The sequence below is a fragment of the Streptomyces sp. NPDC058008 genome (assembly GCF_042886395.1).
Classification (GTDB): Bacteria; Actinomycetota; Actinomycetes; order Streptomycetales; family Streptomycetaceae; genus Streptomyces.
Genome location: NZ_JBHVQX010000001.1, coordinates 212,203 through 229,922, shown reverse-complemented (window position 1 = coordinate 229,922; position 17,720 = coordinate 212,203). Strand labels below are relative to the sequence as shown.

Here is a 17,720-nt window from a genome sequence, read left to right as displayed (position 1 = left end):
GGTGCGGGTGGTGCAGGATGTGCCCGATGCAACGAGGACTCGTACACGCGGTCGCGTGGTCGCTCTCCACGGGGGCGGCGGTGACCCTGTCGTGGTGGGGCGTGCACACGGTCATGTCGGGGACCGTCTACGACCCTCCGCGGGCCGTTCCGATCTCGGTGGGGGCGCGGGCCGGGCAGGCCACGGACGAGCCGGTGTCGTCCTCGACGCACCGCGCGTCACCCCCGGCCCCGCCGGGCGCGACGGCCTCCCGGACCGCGCCGCCGCCTTCGGCCACGCCCTCCCGGCTGCCGTCCTCCCGCCCCCCGGACCGGAGTCCGAGCCCCGCCACGCCCCCGCCGCCCCCGGCGGACGCGGGCGAGGTGAGGAGCTACCCGACGCGTGGCGGCAGGGTCGTGCTGGAACTGGCGGACGACTCGGCGACGCTGGTCTCGGCGACACCGGAGCCGGGGTGGTCGATGCAGGTGTGGACGAACCCGGAGTGGATCCGGGTGGACTTCAGCGACGGGGCGGGCGCGACGCAGTCGGTCTTCTGCACCTGGAACGGGCATCCGCCGACGGTCGAGACCGTCGACCAGTGACCGGGCGCGGGCGCGCGGGGCCACCGGCGAGCCCGAGGCCGGCGCCCTCGGCGAGGACGACCGCGCGCGGGCGCGCGCTGCCGCCCGTCGCCTCGCCCGCTCCGCCACCCGACGCGAATCGGCCGATCCGCGCGAGAGTATCGGCCACGCGCGCCGGTACCGGCGCGCGCACCGCGGTTCCCGGATCCCCCGCGTTCCGTCACGGACGGTGTCTCCGGGATTCTTCTTCCGACCCCGGCAGGTGTTTCATCCCTTTCCGGCCGTGACTCCTCGTCACTCGCTCCGCGTACCCGCCGACGGCCGCCGCGGCACGGAATGGCCCCTTCCTTTTCGATACTTGCTTCCTGGGGAAGTCGGCGTGCGGATAACATCGCGCTGCCCGACCGGAAGAACCGGATTTCCCTCGGATCCCGCCCCCAGCCCTGAGGCTTTCCGGCCGCGCCGTTCGGCATTTCGTACGGATACGGCCCGACAGGGCAAAGGAACGGAGATGCACGGTCGTGCCGCCAAAAGGTAATCTCGGGGTCTTCTCCCTGAGCTGGCCCATTTTCCTCCAGTTGTTGTCGACGTATTCCATGGGTCTCGTCGACGTCTGGGCGCTGGGCCGGATCTCGGACGACGCCGCGGGCGCGGTGGGTTCGGTCAACACCGTCGCGACGTTCGTGCTCATGATGTTCTCCTTCATGGGGCAGGGCGGCAGCCTGGTGTACGCCCGCGCCCTGGGCCGGGGGGAACCGGGCCAGGTCCGGGAGTACTACTTCGTCGCCCTGCTGCTGCACGTGGTCCTGGGCGTGGCGGTGAGCGCCGCGCTGTTCGTCCTCGCCGACGACGTGGCCGGCCTGATGGGGCTGCGCGGGCAGCACCTGGCCTTCGGTACGACGTTCCTGCGGATCGTCGGGGGCAGTGCGGTGCTGCACTCCCTGGTGGCCATGCTCGGCGGAGTGCTGGCCGCGAACGGGTTCACCCGGCACGCGATGTTCGCCGCCGTCTTCACCAACGTCGTCAACGTCGCGCTGATCCTGGTCCTGGTGCTCTCCGCGTCCGGTCCCCGATGGGGCGTCAGGGGGGTCGCCCTGTCGACGGCGCTCGCCACCTGCGCCGGTCTGCTCTACAGCCTGTGGCTGGTGTTCTTCAGGATCCGGATCCGGTTCCGCCGCCCGGCGGACGCGGGCCGGCTGAGGGCGCACGCCGCGCTGCTGGTCGCCTTCTCGCTGCCCACGATGCTGGAGCCGGCCTTCTGGCAGCTCGCGCAGATCGTCACCACCCGGATCATCTCGGCGGTGGGGACCGACGAACTGGCCGCGCGCATGTACACGCTCAGCATCACCAACATGATCGGCATGTTCTCCTCGGCGCTGTCCCAGGGACTCCAGATCGCCCTCGGCCACCTCTCGGGGGCCGGGGAGACGGGCCGCATCCGGCAGCTCGCGCGCAACACCCGGGCCGCCGGGGTGGCGGCCGCCGTGGCCCTCGCGCTGGTGACGGGCCTGTCCGGCGAGTGGATCATGCGGGGCTTCACCGCCGATCCGGAGATCGCCGACGCCGGGAAGCTGCTGCTCTGGTGCGGCCTGCTCTATCTCCCCGGTTCCTCGCTGATCATGACGACCGCGAGTTCCCTGCGCGCCGTCGGCCACGTCGTGTTCCCGGCCGTGGTCGGCATCGTCGTCCTGTGGGCCGTCTTCCTCCCTCTCGCGTACGCCCTGTCACTTCCGCTCGGGCTCGGAATACTCGGGGTGATGATCGCCATGGCGGTCGACGAAAACCTCCGGGCCCTGCTGATGGATATCCGCTGGCGCCGTCTGCCCGGGAAACGCCAGGAACGTCCGACCCTTCCCGGACAGGCGAAAAAGGCGTCAGTCTCCGATACCTGATCCGACGCCGCGCACTGCTGATGAACGATTCCTTAGGAGCTCCGTGAAGGTCAGCCTCGTCATTCCCACGTACAATTCGAAAGAACTGCTCGCCCCCTGCCTGGTGTCCCTGAACCACCAAATCGTCGCGGAAACCGACGCATTCGAGGTCGTACTCGTCGACGACGGCTCGACGGACGGCACGGGCGAGATGGTGGACGCCCTGCCCCTCACGTATCCGCTCCGCAGGCTGTACCTCCCCCGGACCGAGCACTCCTGCCGCTCGGCGGCCCGCAACGCGGGGATCCGCGCGGCCGGCGGCGAGGTGATCGCCTTCGCGGACGGCGACCAGATCATCGACCCCCTGTTCGTCCAGGAGCACCTCCGCTGCCACCGGGACCGTCCCGACGCCGTCGCGATCGGCTTCCGTGACTACCTGGCGGCGGGCCCGGTCGATCTGGACCTCCTGGGGAAGGAGTTCGCCCCCGAGGCGTTCCCGCCCGTCGCCGAGGCGGACGAGCGCGCGGAGGTGACCCGGACCCTTTCGGAGAACCTGGCCGGCCTGGCGACGGGCTGGCACTTCCTGTACGGCTGCAACGTCTCCGTGCGCAAGGAACAGCTCCTGGCCGTGGGGGGCTTCGACGAGAACATCAAGAGGTGGAGCTTCGAGGACGTCGAGCTGGGATACCGCCTGCACCGCGCCGGTCTCGCCCTCGTCCACACCCCCTACGCCCGCGTCTACCACCAGGTCCACCCCGAGTCGGACCGGGAGCGCTACGCGGACTGGCGTGCGAACTTCGCCTACTTCGTGGACCGTCACCCCGGGACGGAGGTCCGGTTGCAGTGGATCCTGGACGACTACTTCGACCCCGACCGTGAGACCCGGCTGAGCTGGTTCGACGCCTATCTCCGGTTCGAGTTCGCCTGCCGGGCCCTGGAGGGGAGGCTGCCCCTCGGGCGGACCTACGAGGTGCTGGTGGTCGACGGCCCCGGCCTGCCCGGTGCCGGGGCGGAGGCGGCCCGGCTCGGTGCCCTGACGGACCTGGTCGTGATCGACACCACCGACGACCGGGATCTGCCCCTCACCGTCCAGGGCCTGCGGACGGGACGCGAACTCCTCTACTTCAAGCGGCCGGACCCGGAGGTGCTCCGCAAGGCGGCCGACGCCTTCGGCTTCACCGTCCCGCAGGAGCTGGCGGCGTACGAGGAGGCCGCGGCATGACCACCATGACCCAGGGGCTCCCTGGCACCGGGGTGCCCGGGGGCGGCGTCTTCACCGGTGACAGCCACGCCCTTCACCGGCTGGTGCTGGACGTCCGCGCCGGGCGGGTCCCCGCGTACGCGTCCTCCGCCTGCCTCGCCCACCGGGAGCTGGCCGGGCTGCTCGACGGACGTACGGAACGCCTCTCCCCGTCCGCCCCGGACTCCGTCTTCCACCGGGAGGAGCGCGACGGGCGGCCGGGCGGGCGGCGCCCGGTCCCGTTCCTGCCGAAGGCGCGGCTGCTGACCCCGGCCGAGCAGCGGGTGGCGGCCGAGGCGTTCGCGCGGACCCTGGTGACGGGTGAGCTGACGAGCGGGCCGGCGGCGGCCACGTTCGAGGCGGCGCTCGCCGATTTCACCGGCCTGCGCACGACCGCCACCAGCAGCGGCACGGACGGCCTGATCGTCGCGCTGCGTGCGGTCGGGGTGGAGCCCGGCGACGAAGTGATCATCCCCGCCAACAGCTTCGCGGCGACCGAGAACGCGGTCCTGGCCTGCGGGGCGGTCCCCGTCCTCGCCGATGTGGAGCCCGAGCGCCACACCCTCGACCCGGTGTCGGCCGGAGCCGCCGTCACCTCCCGGACCAGGGCGGTCCTGCCGGTCCACCTGTACGGGCGGCTGGCCGACATGGCGGCGCTCCGCCGTACCGCCGACGCGCACGGTCTGCGGGTCGTGGAGGACGCCTGCCAGGCGATCGGCGTCACGGGCGTCGCACGGCACTCGGACGCGGCCGTCGTGAGCTTCAACCCGTACAAGAACTTCGGGCTGACCGGCAAGGCGGGGGCCGTCCTCACCGCGGACGGTGAACTCGCCGCGCGGGTGCGGGCGGTCGCCTACCACGGCTTCCACCCCGACCGGAAGAACGTGAAGACGGAGCCCTGGGGGCTGAACGCGAGGATCGACAACCCGGTCGCCTCGGTCGCCATGGGGCTGCTGCCCGGACTGACCCTCAAGAACTACCGGAGGGCCTTCCTGGCCGAGCGCTACGTGACGGGCCTGGCGGAGCTCCATGCCGCCGGGCTGCTGACGCTTCCCGCCTTCACCCCCGACCACGCCTGGCACCTCTTCACCGTGCGGGTCCCGGGCGGGCCCGCGGAGCGGGAGAGGATCCGCGCCCGCGTGCGGGAGGACGGCGGAGTGGAGACGGACGTCTACTACCCCGTGCTCACCCACCAGCAGCGGACCTCCCTGCACGAAAGGCTCTTCTCCCGCAGCCGGCTGCCGCACACCGAGGAGCTCCACACGACGGCGTTCCAGATCCCCCTGCACAACCAGCTGTCCCTCACCGAACAGGACCGAGTGATCGAGGCGTTGCATGCTGCCGTCCGTACGACCGCACACTGAAGCCACCTCCCTCCCGCTGCCGCCGGAGGTCCGGGCGGTGGCCTTCTGCGACCTCGACGAGACCTATCTGGCTCACACGCCGACCGCCGCCGGGGTCGCCGCCCGGGAGGAACTGGAGGATTTCCTCGTGGAGGCGGCCGGGCGGCACGGGCTGCTCTTCGGCTGGGTGACCGGAAGTTCGCTGCCGTCCGTCCTGGACAAGGTCCGGCGCCACCGGCTGCGGAGGCTGCCGCACTTCATCGCCTGCTCCCTCGGCACCGAGCTCCTGCACCTCCGTGACGGCGGGGCGCACCCGGACCCGTCCTGGCAGGAACGGCTCCCCGCGCCCGGGCGGCTCGCGGCGCTCGCCGGGGCGGTGACCCGGGAGCTGGCGGACCTGGGGGTGCCTCTGGTGCCGCAGACGGGCCGGCCGCCCGGCAGCCTGGTGCAGAGCCACTACTACTACGCCCGTACACCGGCGCGTGACGAGCGGAGCCTGGCCCTGGTCAGGAGCACGGCCGAGAAGTTCTCCCTGGGGGCCGGGGTGAGCCGCTGCAACCCGGCGGCGGGCGATCCGGAGGACTGCTACGACGTGGACCTCCTCCCGCCGGACTGCGGGAAGCGCTCCGTCGTGCGCCATGTGCGCGGGACGTACGAGGTGCCGCGGGCGCACACCTTCGCCTTCGGGGACAGCGGCAACGACCTGGAGATGCTGCGGGAGGCCGGCCGCGGGGTCCTGGTCGCCAACTGCACCACGGAGGCCCGCGCCCGCCATCCGGACGTGTCCGGCCTCCCGCACGCGGCCGCGGTCCTCGCGGTGCTGCGCGACGAGCTGAGCGAGCGTCCACGAGAAGAACCACGGAAGGAGTCCCGTTGATGCGCGTGGGAATCATCGGCGCGGGGAACATCGGCCGGGTGCACGCCCAGGCGGTCCTGGCGTCGGCCGGCGACGGTGTCTCGCTCGCCGGCGTCCTCGACGTCGACCGGGGCCGGGCGGGTGCGCTGGCCGCGGACCTCGGGGTGCGGGCCTTCACCTCGCTCGGCGAACTCCACGAGGCGGCCGACGGCGTCGTCGTCGCCTCGCCCAACCGCACCCACGCCGCCTACGCGTGCGAGGCCCTCGCACACGGCAGGCACGTGCTGTGCGAGAAGCCGATGGCCACCTCCCTCGCGGAGGCCGCCGACATGCTGCGCCGGTCCTCCGGAGCGGCGGGGGTGTCCTGCGTGGGCTTCAACTACCGCTACCTGCCGGTGGTGCGGGAGATCCGCCGGCGGATCGAGGAGGGGGAGGTGGGCCGCGTGCTGCACGTGGCCGTCGCCCTCCGGCGTGCCAGCGCGGTGACCCGGGGCCGCTTCACCTGGCGGGACGGCCCGGCCGAGCGGTCGACCAGCGGCGCGCTCGGTGACCTGGGGGTGCACCTCGTGGACATGCTGCACTTCCTCTTCCGGAGCCCGGTCGACACCGGCGGCTGCCAGGTGGGGCTCCAGACGCGGGTGGCGACGAAGGAGGGGCGCGACGTGGTGGTCGACGACCACGCCTTCGTGAGCGGCGGCCTGACCGACGGCCCGCACTTCACCCTCACCGCCTCGAAGTCCTCGGCCCCCGAGGAGCTCGGACTCGCCGTCACGGTCACCGGGAGCCGCGGCGACCTCGTGTACCACTCACGTGACGGCCAGATCCTCCAGGTGCGTACGGGGGTGGACGTCGAGCAGGTCAAACTCCTCGGCCCCTCCCGGCTGGCGGACCCGCCGGGCGAGGTGACGGGGTGGGGCGACTCCTTCCTGGAGCAGTTCCAGGAGTGGGCGGGCGCCGTGTCCGGGGCGCGGCCGGGGACGCTGGCCGGCTTCGAGGACGGGCACCTGGCGCAGCGGGTCCTGGAAGACCTGCTGCGCCGGGGAGAGCGTCTCGGGTAGGCGCTCCGGGGGCGGGCGGCCGGCCCACGCCGGACGCCGTGGCCCGGCGGGGCGGACGCGACCGGTTGCCCCGCCGGAGCGCCGTCCCGGCCCGGAGCGGGCCTCCGTCGCCTCCGGCCTAATGGTCGCGGGAGCGCTCGGCCTGGTGCGGGAGCGCTCGGCCTGGTGCGGGAGCGCTCGGCCTGGTGCGGGAGCACGAGGGACGGGAGCACGAGGGACGGGGAAGCCGTCGGGTCCGGCGCCTCCCCGTCCCTCGCCGGAGCACCGGCCCCGCCGTTGACCCCCGCCGCACCAGGACCTCGTGGGCCTGGGCAGGACGAGGATCCGCCCGCTGTCCCACGAGCCCTCCGGCACGGACGGCGGCGGCCGTCCCCCGCCGTCCGTGATCACCTCGGCACCCCGGCCCGGCCGGTCGTACGGCAGTCCGCCGACCGGCCGGATCCGTGCGGGTGGGACGGAGGCGGCTACCGGGCGTCGCCGGGCACCGGGGCTCCGGCGGGGGACGCGCCCGACGGGCCCAGCGGGGCCAGCGCGTCGAGTTCGTCCCGGATCTCCTGCCCCAGCTCCAGCTCCAGCCCGTCCATGGCCTCGTCGAGCTGGGCCACGCTGCTCACGCCGAGCACCGGCATGACGGGCACGGGGCCGCCGGCCATCCACGCCAGGGACAACTGGTTGGCCGTCACCCCCAGCCGTCCGGCGAGCTCCCGCAGCCGGCTCAGCCGCGCCTCGTTCCCGGGGCTCCGGTACTCGGGGGCGAGCGGACGGTCGGCCCGGGTCAGGGCTCCCTGGAGCAGCGGGGAGTACCCCTGGAGCAGGGCTCCGTGCTCGCGGGCGTGGGCGAACAGGTCGTGATCCAGCGGAAGCTGCGGCCGGATGTCGGCCGCCGGGTCGGGCCAGAGGTAGGAGTGGCGCGCCTGGATCACCCGAGGGGCCGCCGTCGTCGGGTCGTGCGCCGCGAGGCGGGCCGCCTCGGCCAGCCGGGCCGCGCCCGGGTTGCTCGCGCCGATGACACCGATCCGCCCGGAGCGCACCAGCTCCGACAGGGCGCCCAGGGTGTCGGCGAGGGGCGTCCCCGGGTCGTCGGCGTGGGTGAGGAACAGGTCGACGGAGGGGCGCCCCAGCCGCTCGGTGCTCCGCTCGAACTGCGTGAACAGCACCTCCGGGCCGAGCCCTTCGGCGGACTCCGGGAACGGCCCGTCGAGCGGATCGGGCAGACAGCCGGCCTTGGTGGCGATCAGCAGCTCGTCGCGGACCCCCGTCGCGGCCAGCCAGCGGCCGATGACCAGTTCCGACTCCTCGCCCGTGCCGCCGGGCGCCCAGAAGGCGTAGCAGTTCGCGGTGTCGAGCAGACGGCCGCCGCGCTCGGCGAAGCGGTCGAGGATCTCCCAGGAGGTCTTCTCCTCGACGGTGGTACCGAAGTACATGGTGCCGAGGGCGGCTCGGGTGCCTCGGAGCCGGTCCATGACCGATTCTCCGTAGACCGTCGTCAGCATGCGTCGTCCTTTCGTGGGTGGTGCGGTGAGGGGGGTGGGAGGGGGGCGGCGGAGGCCGGCTGGGGGTGAGGCGTCCGGGCGGCCAACGAACCGTAGCCGAAGGCGAGTACGTCGGCAGCCGCCAGAACCAGCCGACTGGCGGCGGCCGCCGCGGCCGCCTCCGGCGCGGGCAGGACGGAGGCGAGCGACACCGCGAGCAGCGCCTCCCGCACCCCGAGCCCGTCCGGGACGACCACCACCAGACTGCTCAGCGAGGTCGCGACGGCGAACCCCGCCACACAGGGCAGGACGGCCCGCAGCGGGTCGGCGCCCAGCGCGACGGCGAACAGCCACAGATGGACACCGGTCACCAGCCACGACGCCGCGCACAGCCACACGGAACGGCGCAGCACACCGAGCGGGACCGGTGCCAGCCTGCGCGCGAGCGCCGGAACCACTTTCACCAGCCGTACCGAGGCCGCCAGCAGCCGGGGAAGGAGCAGCAGCAGGACCGGGACCAGGGCGGCGGCCACGAGCGCCGCCCCCGTCCCGTAGGCGTGCCGCGCCAGGGAGGCCAGCCCCAGCACACCGCCGGTGCCCAGGGACACGGCGGCGTACAGCCCGAACGCGGCGGTGAAGTGGAAGACGGTGATCCCCGAGGCCGCCGCGAGACGGGACTGGAGCACGATCGACCACATCACCCCCGGTACGTACTTGCCCAGCTGGCCGGCCGCGAAGATGCGTACGGCCGAGGGGCGGGACAGCGGGACCGACAGGGCCTGAAGGGGTTCGCGCCAGGAGAGCGCCGTCAGCCACAGCCCCGCCAGGGCGGGGACGAGCGCCAGGGGCAGCACGGGCCCCAGCAGTCCGACCGCCGTGCGGGTGGCCTCCCCGTCCCGGGCGAAGGAGTGCACCAGGAACCCGGCGCACACGGCGAGCACCACCGCGGTGGCCGTGCCCCGGACCCAGGGGCGCCGTGCGAAGTCCCTCAGGGTGTCCCGGTGTCCCCGGCCGGCCGGGGACACCGTGTCCCCGGCGGCGGGGGGTCCGGGCGCGGTACTAGACATCGGCGACCGCGCCGCCCGTGGCCGGCGGGTTGGAGTAGCGGCGCCGGAAGGACGGTGAGCCCGTCCAGCGGACCGCTCCCACCAGGGCGGCCACCCCGGTGGTCGCGGTCATCAGCGTGTGCAGGCCCGCCATCATCGGCAGGGCCCGTCCGCCCGCCTTCGCGTGCAGGAACCGCAGCAGTCCCCACTCCTCGGCGACGAACACCCCCGCCCCCGCCGTGAGCGCGACGGCACCCGCGACCGGCCACAGGGGGGCTGCGGCGATCCCGGTCAGGGCCAGGGCGGTGCCGGCGACCGCCCTGGGACGGTAGGCGGTGTCCGACAGCTGCGGCCTGCCCGCGCGTTCGCGGTCGCTGAAGAGGGCCACCAGGGGGACCGAGCGGCGGTACTGCTTGCGCAGGAGGATCCCGATGCGGTCGTCGTCGTCGTGCCGGCCCACGATCCGCGGGTCGAGCAGCACGGTCGAGACGGCGGAGAGCCGGGCCCCGTACTCCACGTCCTCGGTGTCGCGGAGCGACTCGTCGAGCGGACCGGCACGGTCGTAGGCGGCGCGCGGCATCGCTCCGAGCGAGAAGTACGCGGCCTTGACCTCGCCCGCCGTCCGCCGGCGCCAGTAGTGCCCGTGCAGCACCTTGTAGCGCTCCACCGGCCCGTCGTCGATCAGCGGTACGGAGTCGTAGATCCCGCACACGAAGCCGACGCGCGGGTCCGACGCCAGGACGTCCACGGCGTGCTGGACGGCGTCGGGGCGCAGCGCGATGTCGGAGTCGAGGAAGAAGAGGATGTCACCCGTGCTGTGCCGCACCCCGGTGTTGCGGGCGGCGGAGACCCCCGCGTTGGCCGTGCGTATCAGCCGTACGGAGAACTCCTCGGCGATCCGCGGTGACGCGTCGGTGCTGCCGTCGTCGACGACGACGATCTCGATGTGCGGATAGCTCTGGCCGGCCACGGAGGTGAGGCACTGGCGGATGGTCCGCGCGTAGTTGTAGTTGGGAATGATGACGGAGACACGGGGCGGTCGCACGAGCACACCTCACAGGAGTCGGCCGGCGGCCAGGCAGGCCAGCCACAGCACGGCGTTGATCACGAGCGGCACATCCGTGAGCACGTCCCGGCCGGGCTCCCCGCCGCTGCTCCTGACCGCCACCATCTGGACGTAGCGGCAGACGGCGAAGACGGCGAAGGGCACGGTGGCGACGGCCAGGACGGCCGCGTGCGGATGTGACGCGGACAGGACGAACATTTCGTAGCTGATCAGCGTGGCGGCCAGCAGCAGCGTCATCAGCTGGTCGAGCAGCGGGACCGAGTACCCGGCGAGGGCCGGGCGCTGGGCGGACGCCGGGCCGAGCAGTTCCGCGGCGGCCAGCTCGTGCCGGCGCTTGCCCAGCGAGAGCAGCAGGCAGGTGCAGTAGACACAGATGATCAGCGCGGGGTTGAAGGGGGCCGCCACCGCCACGCACCCCGCGACGGCGCGCAGGACGAATCCGGAGGCGACCAGGCTGACGTCGACGAGCGCGTGGTGCTTCAGCGCCAGGCAGTACGCCAGGTTGATCACGCCGTACCCCGCGATGGCCGCCCGGGCCGGGCCGGGGAGGAACGCGGCGGAGGCGGCCAGGACCGCCAGGCACGTCGCACCCAGCAGCACCGCCCCGACGGGGCCGATCCGTCCGCCGGCCAGGGGCCGGTGGCGTTTGACCGGATGCAGCCGGTCCCGTTCGCGGTCCAGCCAGTCGTTGAGCACGTAGACGGCCGCCGAGGCCGCCGTGAACGCGACCACCGCCGCTCCGGCCCTTCCCGGGTGCCGCAGCAGGGCGGCGGGGTCCAGGGCCAGCGGGACGACCAGGACGAAGATGTTCTTGATCCACTGCCGGGGCCTGAGCAGCACCAGCGCGGCGGGCATCCTCCTCCGGCGCCGCGGCGGTGTGCGGACCGCGCCGCCCGGGGGCGGAGTGGTCCGCTGCCGCCCGCGCCACTCGGGTGACGGCGCCTCGGCGGTCACGACGGCGGTGGCCGTCCGGTGGGACGGGACGGCGGGGACTGTCCCGCTCCCCGGGGCCTCGGTGTCCACGGCATCGCCGCCGCCGACCCGGTTCACAGCCGCCCGCCCGGCAGCAGCCGCCGGAACGCCTCTTCGTGGGCGTCGAGGAACGCCTCGCCGCCGAAGAGCTTGGTCGCCGTCTCCGCGCCGTCGGCGCGGTCCTCGGCGGGCAGCTGCGCCATCTCCAGCAGTGCCTCGCGCAGGGCCTCGGGGTCCCGGGGCGGAACCAGCCGCCCGAAGCCGGTGGACGCCACCGGATAGCGGGAGCCGGACAGGTCGGTGCTCACCGGGGGGACCCCGGCCATCATGGCCTCGACCTGCACGATGCCGAAGGACTCGGATATCGACGGCAGCGCGAAGACGTCGATCGAGGCGTAGAAGTCGCGTACGGCATCGCCCCGCAGCAGACCGGTGAAGCGGATCCGCGGGTCGTCGCCGGCCTCCGCGCGCAGCTCGGCGATGTTGCTGCCGCCGGCGACGGTGGTGTAGTCCCCCGCGATCAGCAGCCGTGCCTCGGGGTCGGGCATGGAGCGGAAGGCGCGTATGAGGTACTCGATGCCCTTGTCGACGGTGATCCGCCCCATGAAGCCGATGTGCAGCCCGTCGCCGTCGCGCAGCCGTGGCGCACCGCCGCTGCGGTCGACGCACGGCGAGGAGATGGGAAGGAGCCTGCGGCGGCGGATCGTCGGCCAGATCCGTGAACCCCGCGCCTGGTCCTCGCTGTTGGTGATGACGATGTCCGCCTTGCGGACGGCGCTCTTGCAGACCTCGTCGACGGCCCGCATCCCGAAGCGGTTCACCGGGCTGTCGGGCAGGAACACGTCGATGTGGTACGTCACGACGAGGCGGGCGCTGCCCTTGAGCGCCGCGACGAGCGCCGCCTCGGGGTTGGGCAGGTGCATGTGGACGATGTCGGAGCGCGCGGCGAGGCGCCGGGCCAGCAGGGGCAGCGCGGGGGAGACGAAGCCACGGCTGATGTGGGCGAGGACGGGTGCGCGGAAGACGTGCACGCCGTTGATCACCTCGTAGCGGGGCAGCGCGGGGTCGTGCTGGGCGCACACGACCGCGATGTTCCAGCCGCGGGCGGCCAGGCCCTCGGCGGTCAGTCGCGCGGCCTCGGTCAGGCCGCTGACGTAGGGGGCGTAGTAGTCGAGCATCACCGTGACGTGGAACCGGCCGGGGCGCATGGTGGATCCCTCGCTCAAGGGGTTGTCCTGCGGGCTCATCGGGTTTCCTTCGGATGTCAGGGGGTGGTGGGGCCGGGAACGACGAGTCGGATCTCCTGGGCCGCGTGGTCCGAGAAGTCCCCGCCGCCGCCGAAGCGGTAGCCGGGCACGGCCAGGTCCCCGGTGGTGAACAGCCAGTCCAGCCGCCAGAGCCTGGGCAGTGGGTAGTCGGAGACGGGCCAGGAGCGGGCGGGCAGTACGCCGCTCGCGGGGCTGTGCGCCCGGGAGCCGGGGGCGGGGTCGAGGAGGCTGCCCGTCCACGGGGAGTTGAAGTCCCCGGTCAGCAGCGCCGGGTGGGGGTTCTCCGCGAGATCGGCGCGCAGGGCGGCCAGTTCGCGGTCGCGCCAGTCGTACTGGTCCCGGAGGAAGCGGTAGAAGCGGCCGGAGAGGGGGTTGTCGCCGACCTGGAAGGGCACCGGCATGTGCACGTTGTAGAAGGAGACCGTGCGGTCGCCGACCCTGATGTCGGTGCGCTGCGCCTTGCTCCCCTCCCGGTACCAGGCCGTGCCGGTGTCCGGTACCCGGCGGTGGTGCTCGGCGACCACGGGGAGCCGGGAGAGCGTCAGCAACTCCCCCTCGACGGAGATGTGGTAGCCGGGGAGCTCCTCGCGCAGCCGGGTCGTGTCGTCGATCCTGACCGGCTCGTCGTCCTGCCAGTACAGGTACTCCTGGAGGAGGTACACGTCGGCGTCCTGGCGGCGGAGGAAGGCGTAGAAGTCCTGCTCGTCGTCGTCCATCCGCCAGTAGTCCGTGCTCCAGGCGAACACCTTGACCTGGGTGCCCCGGGCGGCGGTGTCCGGCCCGCCCCGCACCACCGCCCCGAATCCCGCCAGATGGGCGCCGGCCAGGAGCAGGAGCACCAGTACGGGGGCCAGCCACCGGCGCACCGGCCGTGCGAGCGGGGTCACCGCGAGCAGCAGCAGCGGTACCGCCACCAGCGTCAGCGGGGGGACCGCCTCCACGAGCAGCCACAGCCACCAGCGCCCCGCGAGCAGGACGTGCAGGACGAGGAGCAGGGCCCATGCACCGGTGGCCGCCACCAGCAGGCGGGTGCCGCGGCACCAGCGGCGGGCCCGCGGGCCCTCGCCGGTGCCGTCGGCCGTCCGCGCGTCCGGCGGCGGGCCGGCCGTTCTGTCCCCGTCCGCGCCGGGGACGTCGTCCGTGCCGGGGAGACCGGATGGAGGCATGGGTGTCCCCGGCACCTGGGTTCCGGCCATGTCAGAAGAAGACCTTCGCGAGGCCGAGGGCGCCCTGGCGCCAGGGGTCCGTGCTGGTCCGGCCGCCGTCCCGGCTCGCGGCCGGCGGAGCGGCCGCGCGCTGCCCGCGCCACCAGTCGTACGTGCGCAGGATGGCTTCGCGGTTGGACTGGCGGGGCCGGAAACCGAGCCGTTCCCGCGCCTTGTCGACGCTCACGTAGGAGTCGTCGAGCAGCTTGTAGAGCAGCCGCCCGTAGACCGGGGAGATACCCGTCCGCTCCAGTGCCCGCAGCACGGCCACCGCGGGGCGGCCCGGGACCGAGACGACCGACTTGCCGTGCCCCGCCGCGTCCAGCACCGCCTGGAAGTCCTCGCGCAGGGTGGCGAACTCGACCGCGCCGATGTTGTACGTGTCGTCCGCGACCTCGTCGGGGGCGCGCAGCACGGTGACCACCGCGTCCACGAGGTCGTCCAGGGCGAGCATCTGGATGCGCACGTCGCCCTTGCCGAGCACCGGGAAGTTCCGGCCCTCCTCGGCCCACTGGAAGAGCATGTCGAACAGGCCCATGCGGCCGGGACCGACGAAGGTCTTGGGCCGCAGGACGGGCAGGCACATCCCGCCGGCGCGGAAGCGTTCGGCGACCTTCTCCGCCTCCGCCTTGGCCGTGCTGTAGGTGTCCACCGGCTCGTGCGGGTGGTCCTCCGGCGTCGGCACCAGCTTGGGCAGCCCGTACACGGCGGTCGAGGAGATGTGCACCACCCTCGGGGTCCGGACCGCTTCGGCCGCCTCCAGGACGGTGGTGGTGCCCTCGACGACGATGGACCGGATGTCGGCGGCGGGGTAGCTGGGCAGCGCCGAGGCGCAGTGCACCAGGGCCTGGGCGCCGTCGAGCGCCCGCCTGACGGCGCGGGGGTCGCGGATGTCTCCGGTGGAGGAGGTCAGGCCGGCGGCGGCCGGCACCGGCCTGAGGTCGAAGGCGTGGACCTCGCGCCCCTCCTTCAGCAGCCGCTCCACCAGCTGCGCGCCGAGCACGCCGGCGGCGCCCGTGACCGTGACGCGCCCCGGCAGGGAGGGCAGGGCGTCGTCGGCGTACGTCTCGTTCCCGGGGTTCACCACAGCGAGCTCACCCGCTCCTTCATGAAGCGTGCCAGCAGCCGGTTCATGCCCTCGGAGAGCGTGGCGTCCAGGGCGTCGAGGAAGCGTTCGACCTCGTCCGGCCCCGCCACCAGGGGCGGGCTCACGACCAGCGGGCTGCGGCCGTTGAGCGTGTAGTAGGAGTAGACGTCGTGCTTGCGGTACAGGGTGTCGATCACCGCCGCGGTGATGATCTTCGTCCGGATCAGCGGGTCCTTCGCGAGACCGCCGGCCGGCAGCTTGCCCACCAGGTCGAGGATCTTGGGGCCGCCGGACAGGAACACCCCGAAGAGCGCCCCCGATCCGCGCACGTCGGCGATCAGGTCCGGGTAGGTCTTGCGGATGCGTTCCAGCCCCGGCCGCAGGATGTCCTCGATGGCGCGGGCCCGCGCCGGGTAGTCGTCCTCCACCGCCACCGAGACGGCCTCGATCGCGGTCGCCGTCTCCTCGCCGAAGCCGTAGTACGTCGTGCTCGTACTCTGCGACATGGCGTCCGTCATGTTGTCGTACACCTTGCTGAAGACGGGTTCCCGTGCGACGAAGGCGGAGATGGAGGACTTGCCGCCGCCGAACGACTTCGAGGTCGTCACGACGTCCGGCACCAGGCCCTCGTAGCGCATGAAGTGGAACATGCTGCCGGTCTTGCCCCAGCCGGTGTAGATCTCGTCGAAGATCAGCACGATGTCCTCGGCCGTGCAGAGTTCACGCAGGCCGCGCAGGAACTCCTCGGAGCACCAGCGCATCGTGGAGGCGCTGAACGGCTCGATGAGGAGCGCGTACACGTCGCTGCGGCCGTTCGCGTCGCGGGCCTCGGCCAGCGCCCGGCGGACCGAGTCGAGGTCGTCGTAGGCGAAGGTGCCGATGCCGGGGATGGTCGGGAAGTCGAAGTGGTTCTGGGTGCTCCCGGTCAGTCCTCCGGAGCCGAGCAGCTTGCCGTGGAAGCTGATGTCGGCCCGCAGGATCCGCTTCCGCCGGCCGCCGTGGTACTTGTACGCCAGCTTCACGGCCCCTTCCACCGCCTCCGCGCCGGAGTTGGGCAGGAAGGAACGGTTGAGGTCGCCCGGCATGACGGCGGCCAGGTTGTGGCCGAGAGCGGCCAGATAGGGCGAGAAGTAGGTCTTGTGGACCTCCATCCGCAGGTCTTCCTGGAAGCGCTTGCGGGCCGCGACGATCCGCGGGTGGTTGTGCCCGTGGTTCAGGACACCCACGCCACCGGTGAAGTCGAGGATCTTGCGTCCGTCACGCGTGTGGACGTAGGCGCCCTCCGCGTGGTCGATGAGCTCCTGGCCGAAGCCGAAGGAGGTCATCAGCCGGACCTGGCTCTTGTTGATGTAGGTGCGGTAGAGATCGTGCACTTCCTCGACGTCGAGCTTTTCGGCCTCGTCGAGCGTGATGAGCTGTGCCATTGGGCCTCTCCCATGCGACATCATCGTGGGGCGTCGTTCTCTGTCGGCGCCCACAACGTCGCATGGGAGAGGACCCTGGCACGAGGTGCCACCGGCGTCCTGTGGCGGTACGGCTACTTGTGGACAGCGAGTTCCCCGTCGGCCGGATCACGGCCCGGAACGCCACCCTCGGCACCGCCCGCGGCATCGTCCGTGCCGCTCTCCGCGGCCTGACGGCCGATGAGGACGCCGGCCTGGAAGCGGCTGGTGGCGCCCAGTTCCGTCATCAGCGCGGAGATGTAGCGACGGCAGGTACGGGCCGCCATCCCCAGCCGGCGCGCGATGACTTCGTCCTTGAGCCCCATGGCCATCAGCCGCAGGATGGAGGACCGCAGTTCCGCGCTCACCTGTTGCTGGTCGGCGGGCTCCGTGCTGGTGAAGGGCCGGCCCACCTGCCAGGCCGCCTCGAACGAACGGCAGAGATAGGCCACCAGGGTCGGATCGGTGACGACGGCCGCGCCGGGCGGCTCGGTGCCCTTCCTCTCCTTGGGCACGAAGGCGGTACGGCGGTCGTAGACGATCAGCCGCTCGGAGAGTTCGGCCGAGGTGCGCACCTCGGCGCCCGCTTCGCAGATCTGCGCGACATAGCTGCGGGTCGTGAGGCTGGAACGCGCGGTGTGCTGATAAAGCGTGCGCACCCGGACACCGCGCCGTAATAATTCCTGGGTCTGTACGAGATCCAGCTGAAGAAGATGGGCCGATCTGCCGCCCCCCGGCTGAAGACTCATTCGCTCTTTGGTGCAGCGGCGTCGGGCGAGGTCGATCTCGCGGCGCACTTCGGCGGCATTATCGAGAACACGTATCGACACATCTGTGCCCTGGTGGTGCTCGACTGAGCGGTATAGCGTTGACAAAGTACTCAACTGTCGGTGAATTCCCGCTATCTGTCTTCGCTGACGGGCGACCGACATCTCCAGCGGCGCGGTCAGTTCGACCTCGACGACTTCGGGATCGAGGGGGATCGCGGGCCCTTCGCCGCCCTGGCTCAGGAGACGCAGGCCTTGCAGGGCCTTGCGCGCTTCGGCGACCCGCGCCCGGTCCACCCCGAGTTCGGTGGCGATCTTCTCGTCGATGAAGACACCGGTTCCCAGCGCTGATCTGTAGGCGTCGACCGCAAGTTCGTCCAGCAGTGTCTGGCTCTCCACGCGTCCCTCTCCGCTCGGCGTCCGGCGCTTTCCACTTGTGGCCGCGCCATCATAGGACACCCAATGAG

The 17,720-nt window shown here is 72.5% G+C and carries 15 protein-coding genes; 6 read left to right on the top strand and 9 right to left on the bottom strand.

The annotated features are described in order from the left end of the window. The first annotated feature begins 26 nt into the window (after nucleotides 1–26). The 6 genes from ACFVS9_RS00995 (at nucleotide 27) to ACFVS9_RS00970 (ending at nucleotide 6,928) form a co-directional block, all read left to right on the top strand. Nucleotides 27–581: a hypothetical protein gene (locus ACFVS9_RS00995; protein WP_383114553.1), complete on the top strand. Its 555-nt coding sequence runs from the start codon at nucleotides 27–29 to the stop codon at nucleotides 579–581. A 500-nt stretch (nucleotides 582–1,081) separates the two neighbouring features. After that, nucleotides 1,082–2,452, top strand: coding sequence for an MATE family efflux transporter (locus ACFVS9_RS00990; RefSeq protein ID WP_389929266.1), 1,371 nt, complete (start codon nucleotides 1,082–1,084; stop codon nucleotides 2,450–2,452). 43 nt (nucleotides 2,453–2,495) lie between these two features. Next, nucleotides 2,496–3,653 (top strand): glycosyltransferase family 2 protein, encoded by a 1,158-nt coding sequence (locus tag ACFVS9_RS00985; protein ID WP_389929264.1) that lies wholly within the window; start codon nucleotides 2,496–2,498, stop codon nucleotides 3,651–3,653. Further along, nucleotides 3,650–5,035, top strand: a complete 1,386-nt coding sequence (locus ACFVS9_RS00980) for a DegT/DnrJ/EryC1/StrS family aminotransferase (RefSeq protein ID WP_389929262.1) — start codon at nucleotides 3,650–3,652, stop codon at nucleotides 5,033–5,035. The genes ACFVS9_RS00985 and ACFVS9_RS00980 overlap by 4 nt, the downstream gene beginning before the upstream one ends. Nucleotides 5,036–5,072: 37 nt before the next feature. Then, entirely contained in the window at nucleotides 5,073–5,891 is an 819-nt protein-coding gene (locus tag ACFVS9_RS00975; protein ID WP_383114557.1) for an HAD-IIB family hydrolase, read from the top strand. Further along, the gene (locus ACFVS9_RS00970; protein WP_389929260.1) at nucleotides 5,891–6,928 is read left to right on the top strand and encodes a Gfo/Idh/MocA family protein; all 1,038 of its coding nucleotides are present in this window, start codon (nucleotides 5,891–5,893) and stop codon (nucleotides 6,926–6,928) included. The genes ACFVS9_RS00975 and ACFVS9_RS00970 overlap by 1 nt, the downstream gene beginning before the upstream one ends. Before the next feature lie 464 nt (nucleotides 6,929–7,392). Here the strand turns inward: ACFVS9_RS00970 and ACFVS9_RS00965 are convergent, their stop codons facing one another. From ACFVS9_RS00965 to ACFVS9_RS00925, 9 genes are all read right to left on the bottom strand, one after another. Continuing rightward, nucleotides 7,393–8,421: an aldo/keto reductase gene (locus ACFVS9_RS00965; protein ID WP_389929258.1), complete on the bottom strand. Its 1,029-nt coding sequence runs from the start codon at nucleotides 8,419–8,421 to the stop codon at nucleotides 7,393–7,395. Beyond that, complete coding sequence (locus tag ACFVS9_RS00960; protein ID WP_389929256.1) at nucleotides 8,415–9,467, bottom strand: lysylphosphatidylglycerol synthase domain-containing protein; 1,053 nt, start codon at nucleotides 9,465–9,467, stop codon at nucleotides 8,415–8,417. The genes ACFVS9_RS00965 and ACFVS9_RS00960 overlap by 7 nt, the downstream gene beginning before the upstream one ends. Next, nucleotides 9,460–10,491: a glycosyltransferase family 2 protein gene (locus ACFVS9_RS00955; RefSeq protein ID WP_389929254.1), complete on the bottom strand. Its 1,032-nt coding sequence runs from the start codon at nucleotides 10,489–10,491 to the stop codon at nucleotides 9,460–9,462. The genes ACFVS9_RS00960 and ACFVS9_RS00955 overlap by 8 nt, the downstream gene beginning before the upstream one ends. Before the next feature lie 9 nt (nucleotides 10,492–10,500). Then, a complete protein-coding gene (locus ACFVS9_RS00950; protein WP_383113156.1) occupies nucleotides 10,501–11,367 on the bottom strand; it encodes a UbiA prenyltransferase family protein in 867 nt (288 codons plus the stop codon). 191 nt (nucleotides 11,368–11,558) lie between these two features. Beyond that, complete coding sequence (locus tag ACFVS9_RS00945) at nucleotides 11,559–12,731, bottom strand: glycosyltransferase family 4 protein (RefSeq protein WP_389929252.1); 1,173 nt, start codon at nucleotides 12,729–12,731, stop codon at nucleotides 11,559–11,561. Between the two features lie 17 nt (nucleotides 12,732–12,748). Then, the gene (locus ACFVS9_RS00940) at nucleotides 12,749–13,918 is read right to left on the bottom strand and encodes an endonuclease/exonuclease/phosphatase family protein (RefSeq protein WP_389929250.1); all 1,170 of its coding nucleotides are present in this window, start codon (nucleotides 13,916–13,918) and stop codon (nucleotides 12,749–12,751) included. 31 nt (nucleotides 13,919–13,949) lie between these two features. Further along, nucleotides 13,950–15,044, bottom strand: a complete 1,095-nt coding sequence (locus tag ACFVS9_RS00935) for an NAD-dependent epimerase/dehydratase family protein (RefSeq protein ID WP_389929248.1) — start codon at nucleotides 15,042–15,044, stop codon at nucleotides 13,950–13,952. After that, complete coding sequence (locus ACFVS9_RS00930) at nucleotides 15,038–16,468, bottom strand: aspartate aminotransferase family protein (RefSeq protein ID WP_383113152.1); 1,431 nt, start codon at nucleotides 16,466–16,468, stop codon at nucleotides 15,038–15,040. The genes ACFVS9_RS00935 and ACFVS9_RS00930 overlap by 7 nt, the downstream gene beginning before the upstream one ends. Nucleotides 16,469–16,581: 113 nt before the next feature. Beyond that, the gene (locus ACFVS9_RS00925; protein ID WP_383113151.1) at nucleotides 16,582–17,652 is read right to left on the bottom strand and encodes a LuxR C-terminal-related transcriptional regulator; all 1,071 of its coding nucleotides are present in this window, start codon (nucleotides 17,650–17,652) and stop codon (nucleotides 16,582–16,584) included. Nucleotides 17,653–17,720: the final 68 nt, after the last annotated feature.